Source organism: Mitsuokella apri (assembly GCF_047974105.1).
Lineage (GTDB): Bacteria > Bacillota > Negativicutes > Selenomonadales > Selenomonadaceae > Mitsuokella.
On the sequence record NZ_JBHYRS010000005.1, the window covers coordinates 73524 to 98922 of the forward strand.

At 53.0% G+C, this 25399-nt stretch carries 24 protein-coding genes and 2 pseudogenes; 8 read left to right on the forward strand and 18 right to left on the reverse strand.

Annotated features, from left to right (window positions below):
- Positions 1-29 precede the first annotated feature (29 nt).
- Positions 30-1796, forward strand: a complete 1767-nt coding sequence (locus ACE419_RS07860) for a MutS-related protein (protein WP_435721617.1) — start codon at positions 30-32, stop codon at positions 1794-1796.
- A 332-nt stretch (positions 1797-2128) separates the two neighbouring features.
- Here the strand turns inward: ACE419_RS07860 and eno are convergent, their stop codons facing one another.
- Positions 2129-3430, reverse strand: a complete 1302-nt coding sequence (gene eno / locus ACE419_RS07865) for a phosphopyruvate hydratase (RefSeq protein WP_435721618.1) — start codon at positions 3428-3430, stop codon at positions 2129-2131.
- 308 nt (positions 3431-3738) lie between these two features.
- Between eno and ACE419_RS07870 the strand changes: the two genes are divergently transcribed.
- The 3 genes from ACE419_RS07870 (at position 3739) to ACE419_RS07880 (ending at position 6336) form a co-directional block, all read left to right on the forward strand.
- Complete coding sequence (locus ACE419_RS07870) at positions 3739-5106, forward strand: alanine/glycine:cation symporter family protein (protein WP_432647521.1); 1368 nt, start codon at positions 3739-3741, stop codon at positions 5104-5106.
- 151 nt (positions 5107-5257) lie between these two features.
- On the forward strand, positions 5258-6025 hold the full coding sequence (locus ACE419_RS07875; protein ID WP_435721619.1) for an AzlC family ABC transporter permease: 768 nt from the start codon (positions 5258-5260) through the stop codon (positions 6023-6025).
- Positions 6025-6336 carry an AzlD domain-containing protein gene (locus ACE419_RS07880; protein ID WP_435721620.1) on the forward strand — a complete coding sequence of 104 codons (312 nt, stop codon included), beginning with the start codon at positions 6025-6027 and terminating at the stop codon, positions 6334-6336. Before ACE419_RS07875 ends, ACE419_RS07880 begins: the two co-directional genes overlap by 1 nt.
- 113 nt (positions 6337-6449) lie before the next feature.
- Here ACE419_RS07880 and ACE419_RS07885 read toward each other — a convergent pair whose 3' ends face one another.
- The 6 genes from ACE419_RS07885 to ACE419_RS07910 all read right to left on the reverse strand — a co-directional run bounded on the left by ACE419_RS07885 (position 6450) and on the right by ACE419_RS07910 (position 13912).
- Positions 6450-8573 carry a diguanylate cyclase domain-containing protein gene (locus ACE419_RS07885; protein WP_435721621.1) on the reverse strand — a complete coding sequence of 708 codons (2124 nt, stop codon included), beginning with the start codon at positions 8571-8573 and terminating at the stop codon, positions 6450-6452.
- A 180-nt stretch (positions 8574-8753) separates the two neighbouring features.
- Positions 8754-10313, reverse strand: a complete 1560-nt coding sequence (gene panF, locus ACE419_RS07890; protein ID WP_435721703.1) for a sodium/pantothenate symporter — start codon at positions 10311-10313, stop codon at positions 8754-8756.
- Complete coding sequence (locus ACE419_RS07895; RefSeq protein WP_432647833.1) at positions 10303-10566, reverse strand: YhdT family protein; 264 nt, start codon at positions 10564-10566, stop codon at positions 10303-10305. Before ACE419_RS07895 ends, panF begins: the two co-directional genes overlap by 11 nt.
- A 143-nt stretch (positions 10567-10709) precedes the next feature.
- Positions 10710-12005, reverse strand: a complete 1296-nt coding sequence (locus tag ACE419_RS07900) for an O-acetylhomoserine aminocarboxypropyltransferase/cysteine synthase family protein (protein ID WP_435721622.1) — start codon at positions 12003-12005, stop codon at positions 10710-10712.
- A gap of 113 nt (positions 12006-12118) precedes the next feature.
- The gene (locus ACE419_RS07905; protein ID WP_432647831.1) at positions 12119-12751 is read right to left on the reverse strand and encodes a hypothetical protein; all 633 of its coding nucleotides are present in this window, start codon (positions 12749-12751) and stop codon (positions 12119-12121) included.
- A 255-nt stretch (positions 12752-13006) separates the two neighbouring features.
- Complete coding sequence (locus ACE419_RS07910) at positions 13007-13912, reverse strand: YitT family protein (RefSeq protein WP_435721623.1); 906 nt, start codon at positions 13910-13912, stop codon at positions 13007-13009.
- Between the two features lie 223 nt (positions 13913-14135).
- On the opposite strand from ACE419_RS07910, the gene ACE419_RS07915 reads away from it, so the two are divergent.
- The 3 genes from ACE419_RS07915 to ACE419_RS07925 are packed head-to-tail and all read left to right on the forward strand — an operon-like array spanning position 14136 to position 17806.
- Entirely contained in the window at positions 14136-14909 is a 774-nt protein-coding gene (locus ACE419_RS07915) for a DeoR/GlpR family DNA-binding transcription regulator (protein WP_503128871.1), read from the forward strand.
- 8 nt (positions 14910-14917) lie between these two features.
- The gene (gene pfkB / locus ACE419_RS07920; RefSeq protein ID WP_435721624.1) at positions 14918-15826 is read left to right on the forward strand and encodes a 1-phosphofructokinase; all 909 of its coding nucleotides are present in this window, start codon (positions 14918-14920) and stop codon (positions 15824-15826) included.
- Positions 15827-15886: 60 nt separating this feature from the next.
- Complete coding sequence (locus ACE419_RS07925; protein ID WP_435721625.1) at positions 15887-17806, forward strand: PTS fructose transporter subunit IIABC; 1920 nt, start codon at positions 15887-15889, stop codon at positions 17804-17806.
- Positions 17807-17903: 97 nt separating this feature from the next.
- On the opposite strand, the gene ACE419_RS07930 is transcribed toward ACE419_RS07925, so the two are convergent.
- The 4 genes and pseudogenes from ACE419_RS07930 to ACE419_RS07945 form a co-directional block, all read right to left on the reverse strand.
- On the reverse strand, positions 17904-18596 hold the full coding sequence (locus tag ACE419_RS07930) for an MgtC/SapB family protein (RefSeq protein WP_435721626.1): 693 nt from the start codon (positions 18594-18596) through the stop codon (positions 17904-17906).
- Positions 18597-18858: 262 nt separating this feature from the next.
- Entirely contained in the window at positions 18859-19335 is a 477-nt protein-coding gene (locus ACE419_RS07935; RefSeq protein ID WP_435721627.1) for a CYTH domain-containing protein, read from the reverse strand.
- 14 nt (positions 19336-19349) lie between these two features.
- On the reverse strand, positions 19350-19700 hold the full coding sequence (locus ACE419_RS07940) for a helix-turn-helix domain-containing protein (RefSeq protein ID WP_295713169.1): 351 nt from the start codon (positions 19698-19700) through the stop codon (positions 19350-19352).
- Between the two features lie 37 nt (positions 19701-19737).
- Positions 19738-19836, reverse strand: a pseudogene (locus ACE419_RS07945) (hypothetical protein); the annotation flags it as partial.
- Positions 19837-19970: 134 nt separating this feature from the next.
- On the opposite strand from ACE419_RS07945, the pseudogene ACE419_RS07950 reads away from it, so the two are divergent.
- A pseudogene (locus tag ACE419_RS07950) lies at positions 19971-20321 on the forward strand (purine-nucleoside phosphorylase); the annotation flags it as partial.
- 169 nt (positions 20322-20490) lie between these two features.
- Here ACE419_RS07950 and ACE419_RS07955 read toward each other — a convergent pair.
- From ACE419_RS07955 to ACE419_RS07985, 7 genes are all read right to left on the reverse strand, one after another.
- Positions 20491-21189, reverse strand: a complete 699-nt coding sequence (locus ACE419_RS07955) for a cytochrome c biogenesis CcdA family protein (RefSeq protein WP_435721628.1) — start codon at positions 21187-21189, stop codon at positions 20491-20493.
- Between the two features lie 4 nt (positions 21190-21193).
- A complete protein-coding gene (locus ACE419_RS07960; protein ID WP_302489526.1) occupies positions 21194-21781 on the reverse strand; it encodes a TlpA family protein disulfide reductase in 588 nt (195 codons plus the stop codon).
- Between the two features lie 132 nt (positions 21782-21913).
- Positions 21914-22570, reverse strand: a complete 657-nt coding sequence (locus ACE419_RS07965; RefSeq protein ID WP_435721629.1) for an S-layer homology domain-containing protein — start codon at positions 22568-22570, stop codon at positions 21914-21916.
- Positions 22571-22733: 163 nt separating this feature from the next.
- On the reverse strand, positions 22734-23084 hold the full coding sequence (locus ACE419_RS07970; protein ID WP_435721630.1) for an RNA-guided endonuclease TnpB family protein: 351 nt from the start codon (positions 23082-23084) through the stop codon (positions 22734-22736).
- Positions 23078-23632 carry an RNA-guided endonuclease InsQ/TnpB family protein gene (locus ACE419_RS07975; RefSeq protein WP_435721631.1) on the reverse strand — a complete coding sequence of 185 codons (555 nt, stop codon included), beginning with the start codon at positions 23630-23632 and terminating at the stop codon, positions 23078-23080. Before ACE419_RS07975 ends, ACE419_RS07970 begins: the two co-directional genes overlap by 7 nt.
- 58 nt (positions 23633-23690) lie before the next feature.
- Positions 23691-24086, reverse strand: coding sequence for an IS200/IS605 family transposase (gene tnpA / locus ACE419_RS07980; RefSeq protein WP_302609393.1), 396 nt, complete (start codon positions 24084-24086; stop codon positions 23691-23693).
- 114 nt (positions 24087-24200) lie between these two features.
- Positions 24201-25166 carry a nucleoside transporter C-terminal domain-containing protein gene (locus tag ACE419_RS07985; RefSeq protein WP_435721632.1) on the reverse strand — a complete coding sequence of 322 codons (966 nt, stop codon included), beginning with the start codon at positions 25164-25166 and terminating at the stop codon, positions 24201-24203.
- Between the last annotated feature and the right edge of the window lie 233 nt (positions 25167-25399).

The window sequence follows — 25399 nt, forward strand, 5'->3', positions numbered from 1 at the left end:
GACCGATCTATTTGCACTGAGGTGATTTTATGCTCGATTTCAAAAATATGCGAAAAGAGGGCCTGCAGAAACTGCAGCAGCTGAAAAAAAAGCAGCAGCAGCTCGTTCTTTTGCGCACATCATCCTTCCTCATCATGATCTTTTCCTTTGCAGCAGGCTGGGATGGCCATATTTTCGGCCTTGTGCTCGGCTTTCTGATGCTCACTGCCTTTCTCCTCTTTATCCGCCGCCATCAAAAACTCGGCCTCGCCATGCTGCTGACCGAAAGCCGTCTTGCCTGCCTGCAGGCCTGCCTTGACCGCATTAGCGGCAAATGGCGCGATTTTCCCGATGACGGCCGCGATCTCATGCAAAAAGGACGGCCGCAGGAAGCCGACCTGCCCCTTCTTGGTCCGGCCTCCCTCTATCAATATCTGGTGGCAGCCCGCACAAAAGCAGGACGCCGGCAGCTTGCCTCCCTGCTCTCCCCATATCCGGAATCGCCTGACCGGATTCTGCAGCGGCAGCAGGCCGTCAAAGAGCTCAGCAGCGCGCCGGAAAAGATGATAAAACTTGAGGCCCTCGGCCATCTGCTGCCCCGGCAGGCAGATTTTGCGGAATTCTGTACCATGATGGAACATACGGCCATTCAGCCGCGGGCCGCACTGCGCCTGCTCTCCTTCATCCTGCCAATCATTTCCTTTCTGTCGCTGGGACTTGCCCTTGCAGGATATCTCGGCCTCACGATTCCGGGACTTCTTTTTTCCCTGCAGCTCCTGCTGACCTTCCTGCTGCTGCGGCGCAGTCAGGCCCTGCTCGCACCGCTCATGGCCCTGCCGCAGGAATTTGCCCTCTACGAAAAAATTTTTACAGCCTTCACCCATACAGACTGGCAAAGCCCCCTGCTGCAGGAATATCAGCAAGAACTGCGCGGCGGACAGGCGGCAGAAAGCCTGCAGCAGCTTGCCGCCCTTGCCGACAAAGCCGTCATGCGGCGCAACATCTTTTTCTTTCTCACTGCCAATACGGCCGTTCTCTTTGACCTGCACTGCACGGCAAAAACATTTCACTGGCAGGCGCAGTCAGGCTGTAAACTGCGCCGCTGGCTGCAAATCTGGTCCGAACTTGAGGCTCTGCTCTCCCTTGCCAACGCCGCTGTCACGAGAGCAACAGTCTGCTGGCCAAAATTCCTTGATGGCTCTCCCTGCCTGCAGGGCAAAAATATCACTCCTCTTCTGATAGAAGAAACAAAAGCCGTGCCAAACGATGCAGATTTCAAAGCCGGCACCGGCATCATCACGGGCTCGAATATGAGCGGCAAAACCACCTACATGCGCACGCTCGCCACCTCTGCCATTCTCGCTTACGCCGGCGCCCCCGTCTGCGCCGCTTCCTTCTCGCTGACGCCGATGCGTGTCTTTACCTCGATTCACGTCAGCGATGACCTCTCGAAGGGCATCTCGACCTTTTACGCCGAAATCCTGCGCATCCGCCAGATGGTCGAGGCCTGCAAAGAAGATATTCCCCTCTTCCTCTGCATCGACGAAATCTTCAAGGGCACGAACTCCGCCGACCGCATCACCGGAGCGGCTGCCGCGATCAAGCGCCTGACCGCGCCGCACGCCATCACCCTCGTCACAACCCACGACTTTGAGCTCTGCGACCTCAAATCCTCGAATCATCTGCCCATCCAGAACTATCATTTCGAAGAATACTACAAAGATGACAAAATCCACTTCGACTTTAAAATCAAGCCCGACCGCTGCCACACGACCAACGCCAAATACCTGTTGAAAATGGCCGGCATCCTCTCCTGATCACTCTTCCTCTTGTACAAAAAAGAATCTCGTCAGCTGCTGCCGTAAAGGGCGGGGCATATATTTCGCCTGCAGGAGCGCAGTGTCTGCCCGCAGGGTGGGGCCCAAACAATTCCCCGCGAAACACTGCGATGTAAGAACGCCGCGGCAGGCGGCGAAGTCCCTAAAAGCAAAAACCTGCCATGGGTCCCATTTAACGGAGCGACGAAGCCGAAATATATGCCCCGCCCGCTCTTGCCTCATACAAAAAGCTCCTGCCAAAAATCGGCAGGAGCTTTTCTGGTGTTATAGGAGTGTATAGGATGTTTTAAGATGTTTTGATCTTTGGATGCTTATTTCTTGATATTGAAGGCCTGTTTGCCCGGATAGACGGCACTTTCGCCGAGCTCTTCTTCGATGCGCAGCAGCTGGTTGTACTTCGCCACGCGTTCAGAGCGGGACGGTGCGCCCGTCTTGATCTGGCTCGTGTTGAGTGCCACGGCGAGGTCCGCAATCGTCGTATCTTCCGTTTCGCCCGAACGATGCGAGACAATGGCCGTATAGCCGGCCTTATGTGCCATCTTGATGGCTTCGAGCGTCTCAGAGAGCGTGCCGATCTGGTTGAGCTTGATGAGAATGCTGTTGCCGCAGCCGAGTTCAATGCCCTTTTTCAGTCGTTTCGTGTTCGTGACGAAGAGGTCATCGCCGACGAGCTGTATTTTATCGCCGAGTTCCTTCGTCATCTTCTGCCAGCCTTCCCAATCCTCTTCATCGAGGCCATCCTCGATGGAGTAAATCGGATATTTCTCGATGAGGCTCTTCCAATGCGCGATGAGCTCATCCGACGTGAATTCCTTGCCGGACTTCGGCTGCTTGTAGAAGCCCTTGCCCTTTTCGCTCTTCCACTCAGAAGAAGCGGCATCCATGGCCAGCACGAAATCGCGGCCCGGCTCGTAGCCGGCGTTACGGATCGCCGTGAGGATGTGCTCAATCGTATCTTCATCGCTCTTGAGGTTCGGTGCAAAACCGCCCTCATCGCCGACGGCCGTGGTCTGGCCTTCTTTCTTCAACAGGGCCTGCAGTGCATGGAAGACTTCCGTAGCCCAGCGCAGGCCTTCACGGAACGACGGTGCCCCGGCCGGCATAATCATGAATTCCTGCGTATCGACGGAGTTCGTCGCATGAGCGCCGCCGTTCAGAATGTTCATCATCGGCACGGGCAGGCGGTTGCCGTTGAGGCCGCCGAGGAAGCGGTAAAGTGGGATATCCTGCGCCTTGGCTGCTGCCTTAGCCGCGGCGAGCGAGACCGCGAGGATAGCATTGGCACCGAGATTTGACTTGTCTTCCGTACCATCGAGCTTGAGCATGATGCCATCGACTGCGTAAATATCCGATGCATCCGCGCCGATGAGGGCCGGTGCAATCTTTTCATTGACGTTGGCCACGGCCTTCGATACGCCCTTGCCGCCGAATTTCGTCTTATCGCCGTCGCGAAGCTCAAGAGCCTCAAACTCGCCCGTCGAAGCGCCCGAAGGAGCTGCGGCACGGCCAACCGAGCCGTCCGCGAGCGTGACTTCCGCTTCGACCGTCGGATTGCCGCGCGAATCAATGATTTCACGACCGATGACCTGCATAATCTTTAAATAGTCTTTCATGGGAATACCTCCTGATATACGTTCTCATTTACATGTCCAATATAACATAACTGAGATTCGTTTTCAACAGTATGTATATATTTTTCTTTTCACCTTTCGCCTTTATTATAGGAAGAAATGATGCATATTTCTGTTGCAATAGCGACACAATCAGATAAAAAGTCACTTAATATGCATTTTGACCACAAAATTTTCCTGTTCTATATAAAAATTTACAAAAAATACGAGACAAATGTCCTTTTATATGGTATTATAAAGTCTATCACATACACATGTACATCTAACAAGGACAGAACTAGGAGGCTGTAATGGAATCATTAATCCCTATACTCAATGCCATCGACTCCTTCATGTGGGGTCCGCCGCTGATTACACTGCTCGTCGGTACGGGTATCTACCTGACAATCCGCCTGAAGCTCCTGCAGGTTTTTCGCCTGCCGAAAGCCCTCAAGCTGATTTTCAAGGCTCAGAATAACGGCCGCGGCGATGTTTCGAGCTTCAAGGCCCTCTGCGTCGCCCTCGCCGCCACGGTCGGCACGGGCAATATCGTCGGTGTTGCTACAGCCGTCAAAGTCGGCGGCCCGGGCGCCATTTTCTGGATGTGGGTCGCTGCCTTCTTCGGCATGGCCACGAAGTATTCGGAAGGTCTCTTAGCCGTCAAATTCCGTTCCGTCGATGAGAAGGGCGCCATTGCCGGCGGTCCGATGTTCTACATCCGCAACGGCATGGGTGAAAAATGGAAGCCGCTCGCCACATTCTTTGCACTCGCCTGCATCGGCGTCGCGTACTTCGGCATCGGCACGTTCCCGCAGGTCAACGCCATCGTCGACAGCATGCAGATTTCCTTTGGTTTCCCAAAAGTTGCGACGGACGTCATCCTGACGGTCTTCATCGCGGCCATCACGCTCGGCGGCCTGCAGAGCATCGCCAAAGTCGCTTCGGGCATTGTGCCGTTCATGGCTCTTACTTATGTGGCCATCAGTCTCGGCCTCATCATCATCAACATCGACCAGGTTCCGGCAGCTCTGGGCATGATCATTGAAAGTGCCTTCACGGGCACGGCCGCTGCCGGCGGCTTTGCCGGTTCGACCGTCATGATGGCCATGCAGAACGGCGTCGCGCGCGGCGTCTTCTCGAACGAATCCGGCCTCGGCTCCGCGCCGATTGCCGCTGCTGCCGCCAAGACGAAATGGCCGGCTGAGCAGGGCCTGATTTCCATGACGGGTACGTTCATCGATACAATCATCATCTGCTCCATGACAGGTCTTGCCCTCGTCCTGACGGGTGTATGGCAGGGTGATGCCGCCGGCGCTGCCATGACGAGTGCAGCCTTTGCCAGCGCTTATGGCTTCTTCGGCAGCCAGCTTCTGACGATTGCCCTCGTGCTCTTCGCCTTCACGACGATCCTCGGCTGGAACTACTACGGCGAACGCGCCTGCATCTACCTCTTCGGCAACAAGGGCGTCCTGCCGTACCGCCTGATCTTCATCGCGCTCATCGCGTCCGGTGCCTTCCTCAAACTCGAAGCCATCTGGATTCTCGCGGATATCGTCAACGGCCTCATGGCCATCCCGAACCTCATTGCGCTCATCGCGCTCTCGGGTGTCATCGTCGCTGAAACCAACAAATATATGAACCGTCATAAGAAAGCCAAGGAACTTTCCTCTGACCGTTAAACTCATATGATAAAACAGCGTCTGCTTCTAAAAAAGGAACAGGCGCTGTTTTTCTTTTGTCCATCTTTACAAGTCCCCGCATTTCGTCATAAAATGATAAGAACACCATACTTGTAACATTTGCAGCAGGAAAGGGGTTTTTCTCACGGATATGACGGAATCATTTGAACCGACCCTCACGAAAACCACGCGTCAGGTTTTCTTCGAAGGCGTACATGACGGCACGCCGATTGCACTCGGCTATTTTGTCGTTTCCTTCACGCTCGGCATCGCCGCGCGCAATGCGGGCCTCGACCCGCTGCAGGGCTTCCTCGCGAGTTTCTTCAACAACGCTTCGGCCGGCGAATACGCCGGCTTCACGGTCATCGCCGCCGATGCCCCCTACCTTGAAATCATCCTGATCACGCTCGTGGCCAACGCCCGCTACATGCTGATGAGCTGTGCGCTGTCGCAGAAATTCCCGGCCGGCACCTCCATCTGGCACCGCATTTTCGTGGGTTTTGACGTCACGGACGAAATTTTTGGCATTACGATTGCCCGCAAGGGACCGCTCAATCCCTACTATAATTATGGGGCCATGGCCCTCGCGCTGCCGGGCTGGGCGGTCGGCACAGCTCTCGGTGTCGTCGCCGGCAACATTTTGCCGCCGTCCGTCGTCAGCGCCCTGTCGGTTGCGCTCTACGGCATGTTCCTCTGGGTCATCATCCCGCCTGCGAAGAAAAACCGCATTGTCGGCGGCCTCGTGCTCGTGAGCTTTGCCCTGAGCTATCTGGCCTCCGTCATGCCCATGTTCTCGACACTCTCAGGCGGCACGCGCACGATCATCCTGACCATTGTGATTGCCGGCCTCGGCGCCGCCTTTTTCCCGATTCCGGAAAAAGCCGATTCTGATGATGCAAAGAAAGGAGAGGACGCCTGATGCAGCATAATATCTACATCTATCTGCTGCTGATGTCCGCTGTGACGCTCGCCATCCGCATCGTGCCGCTGACTCTGATCCGCGGCCAAATCAAGAACACCTTTCTGCGTTCCTTCTTGTTCTACGTCCCCTATGTGACGCTGGCCGTCATGACCTTTCCGGCCATCACACAAGCCACGCAGACACCCGTAAGCGGCGCTCTGGCCCTCGTCTTTGGCATCGGCCTCGCGTGGTTTGGCGCAAGCCTCTTTAAAGTCGCCTCGGCCTGCTGCCTCATCGTCTTTATCACGGAGCTTTTCCTGATTCAATGATTGTCTTCTTCCCTATAAAATCATGATTCTGCATATAAAAGCCGCTTCCATCATTTTTTCGTGATGAAAGCGGCTTTTCTTTTATATTCTCCTATTTACGAGGTTTTACGGCTTCATTCGTCCCTTTTCTTGTTCCTAACTGGGGGGGGCAGCTCATCCGGCCATTCAGCCAGACTGTCTTTGATAAACTCATATTCTACAATGGATGCGTAATACACCTCACCGTAGTTGACGTTATGAGCCCTGCGCCAGATTGAGGAAACCCATTTTTTATTTCCCTTCGCCGTACGGATCCGGTAAATCAGGCTGTACGTCCTGCCCGGATTTTCTGCCAGCTCCCGGTAAACAATCTCCGCCACGCGTTTCCTGTCGCAGGGGCAGATGACATTGTCAGCATTTTCCTTCGTATAGTTCATGAACTCGCTGACATTGCTGCATTCAAAGAGGCTGACCATGGCCTTATTGATAAACAGAATCTTGCCGCCTATTTTTCCTTCACTGACGAGCAGAGCCGTCGGCAGGTTGCTCGTGATGGTCTGCAGGTTGAAGCCCAAAGAGCTCCTGCTGAGCTGCTCCATCGATTCATCGTAGATGCGGTAATGATTGCGGCCCCGAAGCTTCACGGCATAAAGCGCCGTATCGGCCTGATGGAAGAGCTTTGCCAGAGGCATGCCATCGCCCTGATACAGGGCATAGCCAATCGACACGGAGAATACATGCGTCTCGCCGGCGAACTGGAACTGCTTCAGCTTCTTCGAAAAAGTCCGAATCACCTCTTCCACCGTTTCCGGTGTCACATCGGTCATGAAAACAACGAATTCATCACCGCCATTGCGCCCAATGATGTGCTGGCTGCCAAAATTCTCCCGCAAATCTCTCGCCATCACGCGCAGGGCCTCATCACCGGCCATATGGCCGTAGAGGTCGTTGATGAATTTGAAACCGTCGAGGTCGAGGCTGATGAGCGCGGCCTTGCCTTTTGGATGCTTCTTGAGCCACGCCGCGATTTCCCGGTCAAGGCCCATGCGGTTCAGAATGCCGGTAAGCGCGTCATAAAAGGACATATGCTCCAGTTTTTCCTGCGAGGCCGCGACTTTCTCGACCATGTTCTGGAAATTGCGGGAAAGCTCGCCGATATCGTCGGGATTTTCATCCTGCAGATGAACCGCGTCGTACTTTCCCGCCCCGACAGTCTGGGCCGCCCCAATGACGGTCTGCAGGCGCGCAGAAAGTCTGCTGATGATATAGAGCGGCAGCAGCGAGACGAGGAAACATACCGTCAGCAGGCCTATGCCCATCTGCAGGAACGCCTTATAAGCACGGCTGTAAATCTGCCCTTTTTGACGCAGATCGATGAGGTTCATGCCATTGCGCAGCGTCTTGACGCCGGCAATGCTGTCTTCATTGCCCCACTTATAGGAAAGCATCTCGGCATCCGTTTTGCCGGCCTGCCCTACTTTCTCCGTGGGGTCCTTCAGGACGATATTCTTATCCTCAAGTTTTGTGCCCATGGGATTCGCTAAAGAGTATTCCATGGAACCCGTGGCATCGCTGAGGATCATCATGCCGTGTTCGCCTTCCGGCTTGTCGTCATAGAGTTTCCCCATAAACGTCTTGAAATCCAGATCCACGCCGATGATGGCCACCATGATGCCATTGCAGTAAACAGGGCTCATATACGATATGATATAGCGGTCAAGGGTCGGCGCGTAATAAGGTCCCGACCATGCGGCCTGTCCCTGCTCCATCATATAAGCAAGGGAAAATATATGGCGCGGCACATTTTTACTGCCGCTTTCCTGTCTTTCAGCCAACACATCGTAAAAAGATTTATCCCTGCCCTGCGATGCCATCCAAAGCGTAGACTTGTTCTCGGAAGGAAAATACAGGTAATAGGAGCAGATCAGGCCAAGGTCGGACTTCGCATCGAGGAAGTCATCTGCTACGAGCTGCGTCATATGTCTCTGAAAATTGGGATTGCGCAGGCTGGCAGGGTCCTTGATTTCCCTCTGCAGAGAATTTGTCGCATACTCGACGATATTTTCCGAACGCAGCAGTTCATCGTCGATTTCCGCGGTCTTGGTATCGACGACATGATTCATATTCTGGATTTCGTAACTATACGTCAGGCTGCTAATGGTTCCGAGGCTGATGCCTCCCATACAGAGAGCCATCAGGATCATGCCAAACAAGCACACAGCCAAAACCTTGCGCTTTAAAGAATAGAATAACTTCATGGCATCCCCTTCATGGCTGGCAGTATGGCGATACCGGTCTCACAAATGATATTTCACGATTTCACGCGCATGACTGCAGCTTACGACTTTTACAACTTATGGATACAAATTATTTTCTTTAAGATTTTATCTCGTTCTGTTATAGACTTCGACGGAGCTTCTCAAATTCCTGTCATTATTTCAAGTATTTTTGTCCCCCCCTAAGGGACAAACTGCTTCCATCTCATTCTCTTCCACCTTTTGATTCCAATTTTGCGGACGCTGCGGAAAGAATACATTGAGGACCCGTTCTTCCTGCGGTTTGCCGAGGAAAGAACCGAGCAAAAAGAACGCCAGCGACACTGTGATGCCAATGACAATCTGATGAAGCCCCATGAATTTAAAGCCCATGCCCTGCGTCAGGCAGTAAGCAAATGTACCGCCGCCCATGGACAAAAGGGCGCCAAGGCGGTTGGCCTTTCGCCAAAACAGACCTAAAAGCAGGGTCCAGAAGAACGCCGTCTCCAAGCCGCCAAACGCGAACATATTGATGATCCAAATAAGGCTCGGCGGCGTCAGCGCGATGATGAAAACGATGACACCAATAACAGCCGTGGCCGCCGTAGAGAGCACGCGCAGGCGCTTTTCCGTGACTTGTCTGCCCTGCTTTTCCACATGGTGCAGATAAACATCCTTGACGAGCGCCGAAGAAGCGACAATCAAAAGGCCCGAAATCGTCGAAATCGAAGCCGCGAGTGGCCCAATGATGGCAAAGCCCACGAGAGCCGGCGGCAGCGCCGCGACAATGGTCTTTGGGATGATGTAATCCACGCCGCCGTATTCAGAGAGCGGCCCCGTCAAGACACCGTGAGCGAGAATGCCCGTGAAATTGACGCCGATATTCATAAAGCCGACAACGACCGTGCCAATCAGCATGGCCCTGTGCAGGCTCTTCGTATCCTTGTAGCTGATGCCGCGCACGACCGACTGCGGCAGCGCAATGGTGCAGATGCCGACGAGCAGCCACTGAGTCAAATAAAGTCCGACAGGCATATGACCAGCCGACAATGGTTCGAGCATTTCAGGATGGTTCATATGGATATTGTCCATAATGGCTGTATAGCCGCCGCCCGCTTCGAGTACATAATATAGAAGCAAAGCGATGCCGATCATCATCATGACGGCGCAGCACGTATCCGTGATAGCCACGGCGCGGAAGCCGCCAATGCTCGTATAGAGCACGACGACGAGGCCAAAGAGCAGCAGGCCCATCTCGTAGCTGTAGCCCGTGACGGTCGCGAAAAGTTTCGCGCCGCCGACAAACTGGGCCGTCATCGTGCCGCAGAAAAACAGCACGATGATGAAAGCAGAAAGAGCCGCAAGGCCGTCCGACTGAAAGCGCTCCCTGATAATGTCCACAACCGTGACGGCATCAAAACGGCGCGAAAGCAGGGCCACGTGCTTGCCGAAGATGCCGAGCACGAGAAAAATGGCCGTGACCTGCACGACAGCCATATAGACCCAGCCAAAGCCGATCTGCCAGGCCATGCCGGGGCCGCCGACAAACGAGCTCACGGAGCTGTACGTCGCGACTGTCGTCATCGCGAGCACGAAGCCGCCGAGGTCGTGGTTGCCGATGAAATACGTCTGCACAAAATTCTTGCCGACACTCTGCCGGCGCACCCAGAAACCGATGGCCACCATAAAGCCCATGAAGATGAGGAGTGGCAGCAGAGCTGAGAGATTTCCTTCATTTGTCATCATGTCCGGCCTCCTCATCCTCAAGACTCATATCCTCAAAAACGGTCGCCGTCAAAATCTTGACGCCAAGGATAGCAAAAAGCCAGACTCCAATCGTTGCGGTCCATACCCAAAGCGGCAGATGGAAGATTTCCACGCTGACACTTGCCAGGCCAAAGCCCGCAAAAACCCAGAAGCCAATCAGGATGAGGAGCAGCAGCCCCGTGGCTGCCGCCTCTTTTTGTACCTGCCGGTACTTTTCGTAGTTATTCATTTTTTTCCTCCTTGTACAGTCGCGCCCTTTGAGTCGGCGCGTACCGTCATGTTTTATGATGGCACGAACAGGGAGATTTGTCAAAAAAATAGGAGCCGCTTGCGCGGCTCCCTCTCTTGGGTAGAGAAAAGTATATCAAACGGTCAGTCAAGAGCCCTGAAGGCCTGATCGAGATCGTAAATGATATCGTCGATATGTTCCGTACCGATGGAAAGACGGATTGTGGACGGCGTAATGCCGGAAGCAGCGAGCTCCTGCTCGTTCATCTGCGAATGCGTCGTCGAAGCCGGATGAATGACAAGGGACTTGACGTCGGCAACATTTGCCAGCAGGCTGAAGACCTTCAGATGGTCGATGAACTTCTTGGCAGCCTCAGCACCGCCCTTGATCTCGAACGTGAAGATCGAGATACCGCCATTCGGGAAGTACTTCTTGTAGAGCTCATGGTCCGGATGGTTCGGCAGCGACGGATGGTTGACTTTTTCAACATGCGGGTTCTTGGCGAGATAGTCGACAACCTTAAGAGCATTCTCGACATGACGCTCAACGCGCAGCGACAGCGTCTCCGTGCCCTGCAGCAGCAGGAACGCATTGAACGGCGAAAGCGTAGCGCCTTCATCGCGCAGAATCAGCGTGCGGACGTACGTAGCAAAAGCGGCAGCGCCGACATCTTTCGCGAAGCTGATGCCATGGTAGCTCGGGTTCGGCTCAACGAACTGCGGGAACTTGCCCGAAGCAATCCAGTCGAATTTGCCGCTGTCGACGAGAACGCCGCCAAGCGTCGTGCCGTGGCCGCCGATGAATTTCGTGGCAGAGTGCACAACGATATCGGCGCCATACTCGAACGGACGCAGCTGATACGGCGTAGCAAACGTGCTGTCGACGACAAGAGGAATCTTATGCTTATGAGCAATATCGGCTACAGCCTGAATGTCGATGAGGTTGGCGTTCGGGTTGCCGACGGACTCGATGTAAACGGCACGCGTGTTGTCTTTGATTGCGTCCTCAAAGACCTCGACACCCTTCGTCGGGTCGACAAATGTCGTCTCGATGCCGTAGTTCGGGAACGTATGCTCAAAGAGATTGTACGTGCCGCCGTAAATCGTCGTAGCCGCGACGATGTGCTGGCCCTGATGAACGAGAGCCTCAAGCGTGTACGTGACAGCAGCTGCGCCGGAAGCAACGGCAACGGCAGCAACGCCGCCTTCAAGAGCTGCGATGCGGCGGGCAAAAATATCTTCCGTCGGGTTCGTCAGACGGCCATAGACGTTGCCGGCATCCTTGAGTGCAAAGCGGTCAGCAGCATGCTGGGCATTGTGGAAAACATAGCTCGTCGTCTGATAAATTGGTACGGCACGTGCATCCGTAGCAGGATCAGCCTGTTCCTGACCAACGTGCAGCTGCAGGGTTTCAAAATGATACTTTCTCTCTTCACTCATGAATAACGGCCCCTTTCTATCGGCAAGTCACGGTGACTTGTAAACATATCTGATTAATATGTTTACATTATAAATGTAACACTGTAACTTGTCAAGGGAAAAGTAAGGGGAAATCACGATTTTGTCGATTTCGTATCCTTGTTAGATGTACCTCTGTCCAACGGCCAGAGGAGACCGTGCAGATTGGCATCGCGAATGACATTATCCATGCAGCCGCGGGCCAGATAGGCGGCCGTACCTGTCGTCGAATATTCATCTTCGTAGAAATCCGAAGACTTCTTGTAGACGAGTTTATCCGTCGTGCGGTCGTAAACGACGAGCTGGACTTCGGCGTAGCTGTGCAGAATCATATCGTGATCCCAATACCAGCTCATCGTCGTATACTGCTCATAGCCGGCAAGCACCGGAATGACGACGAGGTCCGCATTGAGCTTCTCCGCAATCGGCTTCGCCATATTCTTGATGCGCATCTTGCCCGTCATATTTGCTGCCACTTCATCCCATGCGGCCTCGCAGTCCTTTTCCGGAATATATTCAACGGCCTTCAAGGTATCATTCAACGGCACATGCAGGGCCCGGTCAATCTTCGTCTCGAGCTCGTCCTGCACATCCGCACTCGGCTGCTGCCAGCTCTCAATGACCATCGGGAACTGCGCAATGCGCTGCGGCTGCCGCTCCGCCGCCAGCGCCGTGACCGACAGCAGCAAAACAAAAAGAAAACAACTTACGGCGACGATTTTTCTCATGATGCTTACCTCCCTAAAAAGATATATTGTTACATCACCAGCAGTAAGCTTTGACGAGGGAGCTGCCGTAAGCGAAGCTTTCGTGATGAGCGTCAAGAAAATTTTTTCAGACATCCAGCACTTCCTTGCCAGAGACTTTCGTCCAAGCGCAGCGCGTTTAAGTCGGCGGCAAGGATAATAAAAGTCTGAAAAAATTTTTAGCTCATCACGACGCGCAGCGTCGGCAGCTCCCTCGTCATTGCGCCTCGATTGAATTTAATGTATCGCCTTCTTCTTAAAGCGTCCCCCAACGATATCGTGTACGGCATTGATCGTGACGAAGGCATTTTCGTCCTTTTCGAGCACGATTTCCTTGAGTTTGTCGACTTCAAGGCGCGTGACGACGCAGTAAAGCACTTCCTTGGCCTCGCCCGTGTAGCCTCCCTGCCCGTGCAGCAGCGTCACGCCGCGCCCGAGGCGGTCATTTAAAGCCGAGGTGATTTCCTCGTGCTCGTTCGTGACAATCATGACGGCATACGATTCGTCAAGACCCTTGATGACCACATCGATCATCTTCGAAATGACAAAATACGCGACGAGTGAATACATCGCCTTGTCCCAGCCGTAGAGCAGGCCGGCACTCGACAGAATGAACAGATTGATGAACATGACGACTTCGCCGACCGAAAAGACGGAACGGCGGTCCATGATGATCGCGACAATCTCCGTGCCGTCGAGCGAACCGCCCGCGCGGATAATGAGACCGACGCCGAGACCGTCGATGATGCCGCCAAAAATCGCCGCGAGGAACGGGTCGTCCGTAACCTTTGGCAGAGGGGCAAACACGGCCGACCAGAACGACAGAATGCAGATGGCAATGGTCGTGGCAATCGCGAAATTCTTGCCAATCTGCTTATATCCGAGGTAAAGGAACGGAATGTTCAAGAGAATCAGGAACACGCCGAGCGACAGCCCCGTAATCGATGACATCATGATGGAAATACCGACCACGCCGCCATCGATGACATTGTTTGGAATCAGGAAAAGCTCCAGTCCGATGGACGCAATCAGCGCACCGAGGATGATCATCAGGTATTTTTTTACATAGAACGAAGCCTTGCGGTGCTGCCGGATGACAGCCTTGGCCTCCGTTGTTCCCGGCAAATGATGGATATCAGTCATTTATCTCTCTCCTATTTGCAATTGACTTTCTTCATATTATAGTTCCATTATATAGGAAAACGATACAATCCTCCATGAAATTATCATGAATTTTTCTCCATGTGTTACAAAAATCCTTCTGTATTGCTCATTCGCATAAGCGTCCATGCTTTTCGATTCTTTATACTTATTTCTTCATATTGTTTGTTGAATTTGATTGACTTTGACTGACTTTGATGATATTATGAAAGTACAGAAAGGTGTGAACGTCATGCTTACGGAAGAACGATATGCCACTATCCTCCGCATTCTCAAAGAGAAACGGGCTGTGACGGTACCGGAACTCACACGTGCTCTTTGCACCTCAGAATCCACGATTCGCCGCGACCTCACAGAACTCCACAAACGCGGACTTCTCTACAAGGTCTACGGCGGCGCTACTTCCATCGACAACAACTACACCGCTATGGAAGAAGATATGCCGACGAAGAACAGCCAGTGCACCGAGGAAAAAATCGCCATTGCGCGCCGGGCAGCAAGTCTCGTGACGCGCAAAGATTTTGTCTATATCGATGCCGGCTCGACCACGCTGCATATGGTGGATTTTCTGCAGGAGCGTCAGGCCGTCTACGTGACAAACGGACTGCCTCATGCCTCACGTCTGTCCCTCAAGGGTTTCAAGGTGTTCATCCTAGGCGGCCGACTCAAATCCCTCACCGAAGCGGTCATCGGCACTGAGGCTCTGCACAATCTGGAACTCTACAATTTCACCAAAGGATTTTTCGGTGTCAACGGCATCAGCATCAAATCCGGCTTTTCCACACCGGATGCGAGCGAAGGGCTCGTCAAGAGCGAAGCTCTTTCGCGCTGTGAACACGCCTATGTGCTGGCCGATCAGTCGAAATTCAACAAGATTTCGCCGATCACCTTTGCCAACATCTCCAGTGCTGCCATCATCACCGGGCATCTAAGAGACAAGAAGTATCGGGATTGCACGACAATCCTGGAAGGAGAGTAAGAGAAGAAATGATCTACACCGTAACATTCAACCCGTCGCTCGATTACATCGTCCGCCTCGATTCCTTCACGGCCGGCGAAATCAACCGCGTCAACTACGAACAGGTCTTAGGCGGCGGCAAGGGCATCAACGTCTCGATCGTCCTCGGCAATCTCGGACATGAGAGCACGGCCCTCGGCTTTACGGCAGGTTTCACGGGCGAAGAAATCAAGCGCCAGCTCGACGGCTTCGGCGTCAAACATGACTTCGTCCAGCTTGAAAACGGCTTTACGCGCATCAACGTCAAAGTCAAGGCCGACAAAGAGACCGAAATCAACGGTCAGGGTCCTGACATCAGCGAAACCAAGCGCGAAGAGCTCTTCGCCAAGCTCGACAAACTGCAGGAAGGCGATACGCTCGTACTCGCCGGCTCCATCCCGAAGACGCTGCCGGATGACATCTACGAAAAAATCATGGCACGCCTTGAAGGCCGCGGCATCCGCATCGTCGTCGACGCCGAAAAGAAGCTGCTGCTGAACGTCCTGAAGTACCATCCGTTCCTCATCAAACCGAACAACCACGAACTCGGCGATATGTTCGGCGTCAAGCTCACGACGGATGAAGAAATTGTCACGTACGCCAAGAAGCTGCAGGAAAAAGGCGCTCAGAACGTCCTGATTTCCATGGCCGGCGACGGCGCCATCCTGCTGACGGCCGATGGCAGACACTTCAAGAGCCCGGCCCCGAAAGGCAAACTCGTCAACTCCGTCGGCGCTGGCGACTCCATGGTAGCAGGCTTCCTCACGGGCTGCCTCGAATCCGATGGCGACCTTGAAAAGGCTTTCTTCATGGGCGTAGCCACGGGCTCTGCTTCCGCATTCAGCGAAAATCTCGCGACGCGTCCGGAAGTCGAGGCACTTCTCAAGACCATTTGTTAATGTGATTTGCTTTTATGCATCTAATTCAATAATTTAAGCATACGATAAGGGGAGAATCTAATGCGTATTACGGACTTGCTCAAGAGCGAAAGCATCGCTCTGGGCGTAAAACCTACTGACAAAGAGTCAGCAATCCGTCAGCTCGCTGACCTCATGGCAGCTTCTGGCAACCTTGCGGACAAAGATCAGTATCTCAAAGATGTCTTCGCACGCGAAGCATCGGGCACGACGGGCCTCGGCGACGGTATTGCCACGCCGCATGCCAAGAGCAAAGGCGTCAAAGAAGCCGGCCTCGCCGCTATGACGGTGCCGGAAGGCATGGACTTTGAGTCCATGGACGGCAACCCGGCCCGCCTGTTCTTCATGATTGCCGCACCGGATTCCGCGAACGACGCGCACATCCAGATTCTGCAGCAGCTGGCCATGATGATCATGGACCCGGATTTCAAGGAAGCTTTGATTGCCGCGAAGACGAAGGAAGAATTCCTGCACCTCATCGACCTCAAGGAAGACGGCAAATTCGAAGCACCGAAGGCAGACGCCTCGGAAGAAACTGCTGTTGAAGAAGCACCGAAGAGCGACCACATCCAGGTCCTCGCCGTCACGGCCTGCCCGACGGGCATTGCCCATACGTTCATGGCAGCCGAAAGCCTTGAGCAGCATGCCAAGAAACGCGGCATTTCCATCAAGGTCGAGACGAACGGCTCCGGCGGTGCAAAGAACATCCTGACGGATGACGAAATTGCCGCAGCAGACGGCATCATCGTCGCTGCCGACAAAAACGTTGCCATGGCCCGTTTCAACGGCAAGAAAGTCGTCATCACGAAAGTTGCCGACGGCATCAACAAGGCCGATGAACTCATCGACCGCGCCCTTGCCGGTGAAGCTCCTGTTTACCACGCTTCGGGCTCCGACACGGAAGAGAGCGCCGCAGACGTACAGGGCGAGAGCCTCGGCCGTCAGATCTACAAACACCTGATGAACGGCGTATCCCATATGCTGCCGTTCGTCGTCGGCGGCGGTATCCTCATCGCCCTCGCGTTCCTGTTCGATGATTACTCCATCGACCCGAAAAACTTCGGCTCCAACACGCCGCTCGCTAAATTCTTCAAGGATATCGGCGGTGCTTCGTTCGGCTTCATGCTGCCAGTCCTCGCTGGTTTCATCTCCATGTCGATTGCCGACCGTCCAGGCCTTGCCGTAGGTTTTGTCGGCGGTGCATTAGCCGGCACGACGGGCTCTGGCTTCCTCGGTGCCCTGATTGCTGGTTTCCTCGGCGGCTATATCGTCAACTTCCTCAAGAAAATCTCGAAGGGCCTGCCAGAATCGCTTGAAGGCATCAAGCCGATGCTCATCTATCCGTTCTTTGGTATCCTCATCATGGGCTTCATCAGCCTGTTCATCATCGCTCCGCCGGTTTCCGCCATCAACAGCTGGATGGTCGAGACCCTGAAGAACATGGACCCGTCCGCCCGCATCTTCATGGGCATGATTGTCGCCGGCATGATGGCTGTCGATATGGGCGGCCCAATCAACAAGGCTGCTTATGTCACGGGCACGGGCCTCTTAGCTTCCGGTGAATTCCACGTCATGGCTGCGGTCATGGCCGGCGGCATGGTCCCGCCTCTTGCCATCGCCCTCTGCACGACGTTCTTCAAGAACCGCTTCACGGAGAGCGAGCGCAAAGCCGGTGTCACGAACTACGTCATGGGCCTTTCCTTCATCACCGAAGGTGCTATCCCGTTTGCCGCAGCTGACCCGCTGCGCGTCATCCCATCCTGCGTCATCGGTTCGGCCGTCACGGGTGCCCTGACGATGGCCTTTGACTGCACGCTGCGTGCTCCGCACGGCGGCATCTTCGTCGTACCGACCATTGGCAACCCGCTGATGTACCTCGTATCGATTCTCGTCGGTGCTGTTGTCGGCTGCATCATCCTCTCGATACTCAAGAAACCGCTCAAGAAGGGTGAAGAAGCCTAATCGCAACATAAACAAATAAACGATTGAACTAATAAAAAGGAACATCCCTGCAAGACCAATACTTGCAGGGATGTTCCTTTTTTATGTCCTTTTGCGTTCAGGCAAGGTCGACGCGCTGTACGCCCTCAAGGCTGCGCACGGCGTCAGCAACAATGACGCCCTTGATTCCCTTGGGATTGTAGACCTCAAGGTCGATATAGAGCAGGTGCGGCCTGTTTTTCTCGCGTTCCCCCTCTTCGATATCCTCGCCTTTCACCTTAATGCTGCGGATATGAAGATTCATCTCTTCCAGACAGTTATTGATGAGCAGCAGCTGACCGGGCTTGTCAACGGTATGGACGGACAGGGAAAAATTCGTCTCGTGGTCGACCCATTCATCGAGGCGTGACAGTGCCCCGAGCGTCACAAAGACAAGTGCCGTCGTCAAAAGCGCCCCCTGATAAAAGCCGCCGCCCACGGCGAGTCCGACGCCCGCGACGACCCAGAGGCAGGCCGCCGTCGTCAGTCCCGTGACCGTCAGCCCTTCCTTCATGATGGCACCGGCGCCAAGAAAGCCGATGCCGCTGACGACCTGCGCCGCGAGTCTCGCAGGGTCCGCATTCGTATGCCCCTCAACCTCGGCATAGATGCTCTGTGACATAATCATGACAAGGCACGAGCCGAGGCAGACGAGCATATTCGTGCGCAGCCCCGCGGATTTGCGGCGGGCCTGACGTTCGTAGCCGATGATGCCGCCCAAGATACAGGACAAAACGAGACGCAGCAGAAGTTCTTCCGATGTTAATATCATGTAAATTTTTTATCCACAAAGAAATCCACAGCTGTGGATATCTCTTTATGAACACTCCTTTCCTTTCACTTTCCTACTATAATATATACAGCCTCTTGTGCATACTGTGGTTAAATATTTCCCCAAACTTGCCTAAAATCTGTGGATAATGTGGATAAGTCCGTGGATAACCCCATATATACGCATAAAGTTATCCACCATTCCCATATCTTGGGTTTTAGCCTGTGACTTTTCCCACTTCTGCCTGTGGATATCCCCAGGCTCATTTTTTCTTATCCGCAGCCCACTGTTGATAAGGATGAAGGCTAAGACTCGAGTTATAGTAACGCTCGTCCCCTGAGACTTCCGCACCGGCCCACGCCGGCTTCGCAAAAACGGTATCTTCGGCCGGCAGTTCAATTTCAGCAACCCTGAGCTCTTCATTTGCTCCGGCAAAAATATCGACTTCCCACGTATGACCTTCATATTCCTCAAGATAGCGCGTTTTTTCCACAGGGGGCTTCTCGCAGAGCTTCATCATCGCCTCAGCATCGGCCAGCGGAATCTCATACTCAAACTCCGCCCGCCGGATGCCCTCATTGCGTCCCTTGACGGTCAGATAGCCCTTATCCCCCTTGATGCGCACGCGCACCGTGCGTTCCGGCGCCGACGAAAGGTACCCCTGCGCGATGCGCACGCCTTTATGTTGGGGCCGCCAGCCCTCTTTCACGAGAAATTTGCGCTCGATTTCTTCTGCCATATTCCTGCCCCTTTCTATGCTTCTGCCATTTCCGTCAGCAGTCTCTGCCGCTGTGCCGCAGTCAGGCATATCTTGCCATGGAACAGGCCGATATAGCCCTGTTCCACAAAACTGTCGATGCAGCGCTGCAGTGTGCGGATGCTCATGCCGATTTCATCGGCAATCTGGCGGCGCGTCGTCTTGATGACCATCTCGCGGCCCATATCCTGCGTCTCGGCCAGAAGATACGAGGACAGGCGCTCCTGCGCCGGAATGTACTTGATATTGCCGAGCTGCGTCATCGTCGCGCCGACGGCATCGGCAAAGATGCGCGCCACCGTGAAGAAAAACTCCGTATCGCGTCGCAAAGATGTAATGGCGTCCATCGAGATAATCCTTACTGATCTGCACCTTGCCGCTGAGCAAAACGTAGATGAATTTGACCGGGTCCCCCTTCTGCATGAGGACGTTTCCCTTCGAGACTTTCTTCTTATGCACGGAGCGTGCGATATCCTCCGACATGTTGTTCAGTGCTTCCAGCAATTCCAAACAAATCACTTCCTTACGAAATAATTCTCAAAAGTGCCACGCGTCCTGTTTTGCGCCTTTCTTTCAGTATAGAATAAAGACATAGAAAAAGAAAGGAGCGTACGCCAATGAGTACACCACATATTGCCGCCGAACGAGGAGAAATTGCTGAGCGCGTCCTGCTGCCGGGAGACCCGCTGCGCGCCAAACACATCGCCGAGACCTTTCTGACCGACGCAAGATGCTACAGCAATATCCGCAACGTCCTCGGCTACACCGGCCTTTACAAGGGCAAACGCATTTCCGTCCAGAGCACGGGCATGGGCATTCCATCCATCTCCATCTACACGAAAGAGCTCATCACGGAATACGGCGCCAAGACACTCATTCGCGTCGGCAATGTCATGAGCAACGACCGTTTCTACAACGATGAAATTGATAAAACGAAACTTCGCGACTACGGCATTCTCGCCGTTGAGTCCTGATTTTCCCCATAGAACCGGAAGCAAAATGCTTCCGGTCTTTTTTTATCCCCGCAAATAAAACACAAACAAAAATCTCAATGAAGCAGAGGAAGAGCCACCGCTTCATTGAGATTTTTGCGTTGAGATTTTAGAGACTTTTGCTTAACGAATGGAAAATTTAGCATCACATACCTGGGAAGAACTGCCAAAGCCAGCCAACCAGCCGATTGATTTCATTGAACCAGACGAGTAGGCCAAAGAGAATCAGCACATAGCCCGATGCGGCCTGAAGCTTTGGCAGCCAGGCATAGACCACGCGCAGGCGCACGAGGCAGTTCTGCCAGACGGCCGTCAAAAGGAAGAACGGCACAGCAAAGCCAAGGGCATAGGCAAAGAGCAGCCATGCCCCCTGCCATACCTTCGCCGTCTGTCCGGCGTAAAAGAGGATGACGGCAAGAACAGGGCCCGTGCAGGGCGTCCAGCCCAGTGTAAACGCAGCACCGAGTAAGAATGTGCCGAAGAGACCGAGCCCCCTGAGCTTAGGCGAGAGTAGCGGGCGGCATTCGCGTGAGAGGATAGAAGAATGAATGATCCCCGCCATAAAAGCTCCCATGATAATCATCAGTACAGCCCCGATGCGCCGCATGGCCTCACCATGCAGCAGCAGGAACTGTCCAAGCCAGGAAGCTGTCGCTCCCATCAGCACAAACATCAGCGTAAAGCCCGCCAGAAAAGACGTGACCATCATATAGCGATGTCCTGCCGCTTCCCCATCGGACTGGACAAGCAGCATCGAAAATACCGGCAGCATCGGCACAACGCAGGGCGAAGCGAAAGAAATGAACCCCGCCAGCACGGCCATAAAGAAAGATACCTCCTGCATCGGTTTATTTTTCCTCTGCCTTCAGTTTCTCAATTTCCGACTCCAGCTTTTCCTGGGTCGTACCGCCGACCTGCTGATAGCGCACGATGCCCTTCGCATCGATGATCAGCGTGGTTGGGATGTACTTCACCAGATAATCCGAAGCCGCCTTGTCCTCGGGATCCAGCAGCACCGGCAGCTCATAGCCATTTTCCTTCAGGAAGCTCTGAATCTTTTCAGGGCTCTCCTGCATATTGATGGCATAGAAATTCACATGCTCGTGTTTCGCCGAAGCAAATTTCTGGATTTCCGGCAGTTCGGCACGGCAGGGAGGACACCACGTGGCCCAGAAGTTCAGCACATAAATCGTGTTGTCTTTTGTCCCGTCTATCGTCACGTCCCTACCGTCCAATGCCTTGAGCGCGAGTTTCGGCGCGGCTTTGCCATCAAGCGGTGACTTTGTCAGGTCTTCATTTTCCTGCTGAGTCTGCTGTGACTGCTGTGCTTCCGCCGTTCCCGCGGCATTATTCTTTTGATGCTCACCGATATAATCGTAACAGACCCCTGCCAGCACGAGCAGCACTGCTAAGACTGCTCCTATGATTTTTTTCATCATAATCCCCCTTTGCGTCATGGATTTTCGATGCTTCTCCGTGCAGCAGTGCCCTTTACAGCGATTCCGCCTGATTCTTTCTTATCTTAGAAGAAGAAATCCACGCGGCCGAACAGCTTTTCAGCATCCCTGTCAGCGACGATATCCTTGCCCTTGAAATACCTGCCAATCAGCAGGACGAATCTTGCCGACTTTGACCGTCCAATCCGGGAAACGTCCCTCGGCCCAGACGCGCTTGAGCTCGACTTTTTCGCAGCCGCGCACGCCCGAATCCTTCTGCAGCTTCGTCTGTGCATCGAGACGGGCATGAGCCGACCAATGGCTGTCAAGGTCAGCATTCGGTTCCAAGCGGAACAACAGGTCGTCATCATTATGCTTCGTCTTATGGGACGGGTCCTGCGTATCGTGACGCGTGCTCGTATACGTGTACTCCATGACGCCGTTCCATTTGACCCTGTCGGCATTGCGCTCAAGGGTTGCCACGCGGACACCGAGGTTCCCGAGCTCTGCCGAGAACTCCGCGGCGAGCTTATCAATGACGCTGCGGTCCGCAGCCGAAACATCCGTTCTTGCCATGGCCTTGGCGACCATCCGGGCCATCTCGTAGCGCATGATGGCTTTATCCCCGCGGTAGGTGTTATCCCCATAACCATCTACCACGCCATCCTGCGCCAGCGTCTCGATTGCATCGTAGGCCCAATGGTCTTTCGGCACATCAGCAAACAGATTGACAGAAGCTGCGGAGCATTCCCCACACATCAGCGCAGCTGTCATTGTCATGGCTGTCATCGCTAAGATCGAACCTTTTTTCAGTGAACGTACCCCCGCCTATAGAGGCAGGGGCTTCCTGCTTCAGCGAGAACAGCACCACTGACTCTGAAGAGTTGTGGCGACTTACACGCTCTCCACAGGCGTAAGTTTCCGTGCGACCCACGGTACTTTATGCGTTACATTAGGCGGCGGATATGCGCCTAGCTTCCTCTCTAATATTTATGGCAGCGTTCTTGTCTCGGTCATGATGACTGCCACATTTCGGGCAATCCCATTCCCTTACAGATAGGTCCCTAGTTGCATCGTTTTGGAAGCCACAAACATGACATAGCTGACTGCTTGGATACCACTTGTCTATCTTGATAAGCTGTTTTCCTTGCCAAGCCAGCTTATATTCTAACATGTTTGTGAACATATTCCAGCCATTGTCGGCTACAGATTTGCCAAAACTGAACTTACCACCTTTCTTGTACTTCGCCATCGCTTTGACGCTGATATCCTCGATACCTATGGCATCATAGTGGTCTACCAAGTAGCGGGCTTTTTTATGCAGGAAGTCGCGGCGTTGATTGGTCCGTGCATAGCAAAATCCAAGCCAAGAAATTTCTTCGGTATGATGGGAAGTATTTGGTTTTCGTACTCTGCCAAAATGCTGATGTAATATTTTCCTGATGATGTTTTGCTTATGGTTACCGTCTTTATCGTACTGTTTTCCATCAAGGGACGATGCAGGCACAATTTCACCAAACCTATTTTGGGCAGCCTGACCTTGTTCCCCTCGATTCTTACAGAACCGTGTTGGTTGTTCGTAGAATACGAAACATGGCCTGTCTTTTTCGATTGGAAGCGTGACTGGCCAAAATGTTTTCGATTTCTAAAAAAGTTATTGTACGCTTTGTTCAGGTTCATCTGTGCATTGGCAAGAGCAAGACTGTCCACTTCTTTCAGCCAAGGAAAATCTTCCTTATACGGTGCGGGAGTATTGTTCCGTTTCTTGCCGGTTTCTTTGTAGTAGTCAAGGCGGTCGCCAAGCATCTTGTTATAGATGAATCGGACACAGCCGAACGTCTTGGCAAACATAATTTTTTGTTCAGTTGTTGGATAGAGCCTGTATCGGTATGCCTTATTCACTATAATCTCACCTGCCTTGATGTTCGATGTATTTTCGTATGGTTTCCATAGGAGCACCGCCTGTTGTCAGCAGGCAATAACTTCTTGACCAAAACATTTCTTTCCACAATTTACGCCTAACCTCTGGAAAATCTTTTTTGATCAGCCGAGAGCTGGCACTTTTATAAGCATTGATGAATTTTGATAGTTCTGTATTGGGATGAGCGCGAAACATGATATGAACATGGTCTTGGTCGTGATTCCATTCCTCCAACGTTATGTTATACGATGAACCAATGCGGACAAAAATATCTTTAGCGTATTGGCTCATTTGGTCAGAGAATACTTTGCGGCGACACTTTACCACCAAAACAAGATGGTAATAGAGTAAGAATACTGAATGGTTATTGCTATCCAATTTCATAGTATAATCAATCCTTTCTCATCTACGACTGATTATACTACAGAACTATCTACAGAGCAATGGTATGGCTCAATTACTTACGTAAATTCGCCATACCCGCCAGAAGTCCCTCACCTAAGAGGTGGAGGCCTTCTGGCGGATTAGGTTAAAAACTCCCCCTAGTTCTCTCTCATTCTGTTCTCTGTAGAAAAACACGGCATATATAGGCAAGCACCAAATGAAGAGGCCGGCAAAGGCTGCGGAAAGCAGTGAAACGAGAATACCGGAAAGCATCATATAGCCGACGTTTTTCGGAATCAGGTAAATGCGGTCCTCATCAATGAAGCCTTTGAAAGCACTGAGGATAACGCCAACGGAAGCAAAGTTGGCAAACGACGTTACGAAGACGGTCAGCACGGCCTGCATATGATGACTGAACGTGTCCATGATAGGACCAACCTGCCCCATGACGACGAATTCGTTCGTGACAATCTTCATGCCCATGTACTCAGCGAGCTGGAAAGCTTCGCTGAAATCAAGGCCGAGCAGCCAGGCAAACGGGAACATCACAAAGCCAAGCATCTTTTCAAGCGAAACGGCCGGATTAATGAGCGCCAGCAGCTGGTCAATGAGTGCAACAGGAGCGACAAAGGCAATGACCATTGCGACGATGATGAGAATCAGGCGGCCCGAACTGATGATGGAGTTGCCGAGGAAGGAGAAGAACGGCTCCCTCTCGCGTTTATGGCCCGTGATTTTCGAGAGCAGCTTGCCCGACCAGCGGATGACAAACGGCATGACGCCAATGTACGACAGGATATCAAATAGCGGTACAATCATGAGGATTGGCAGCAGTGCGTCCGTAAAGAAGTTCATGCGTTCCACATGGACCCAGTCCGGAAACGCAAAGGCGATACCAGTATAGGAGACGTCGACAACCCACTGGAACCCCGCAGCCAAGAACAGGACGATATTGCGTCCGACAAAGAACGAGGTCAGGAACCATGCCAGGAACAGATTGAAAAGCGCGAGCACGCCGACTGTTTTCCACGAGATCTCTTTGCGCTTCTTCGAGAACGCCGTGGCAATCCCGATGAACACCAAGAGACCGAGCAGATTGAAATCCCTCCCAAATCATTTCTTACGCATAATCTGTATGCTTTACTATGGATGGTTCTTATTCTAACAAAGAACCGCGTTCAAAAACATGTCATGTGGCACTTTCGATCATTTTTTATGAATCAAAATTAGACTACCATTATGCCTGACTATCGCCTCTCTAATACCGCCCTCGATTTACTGTCATTTTTTGTGAAACAGTGAAAACTCACCGC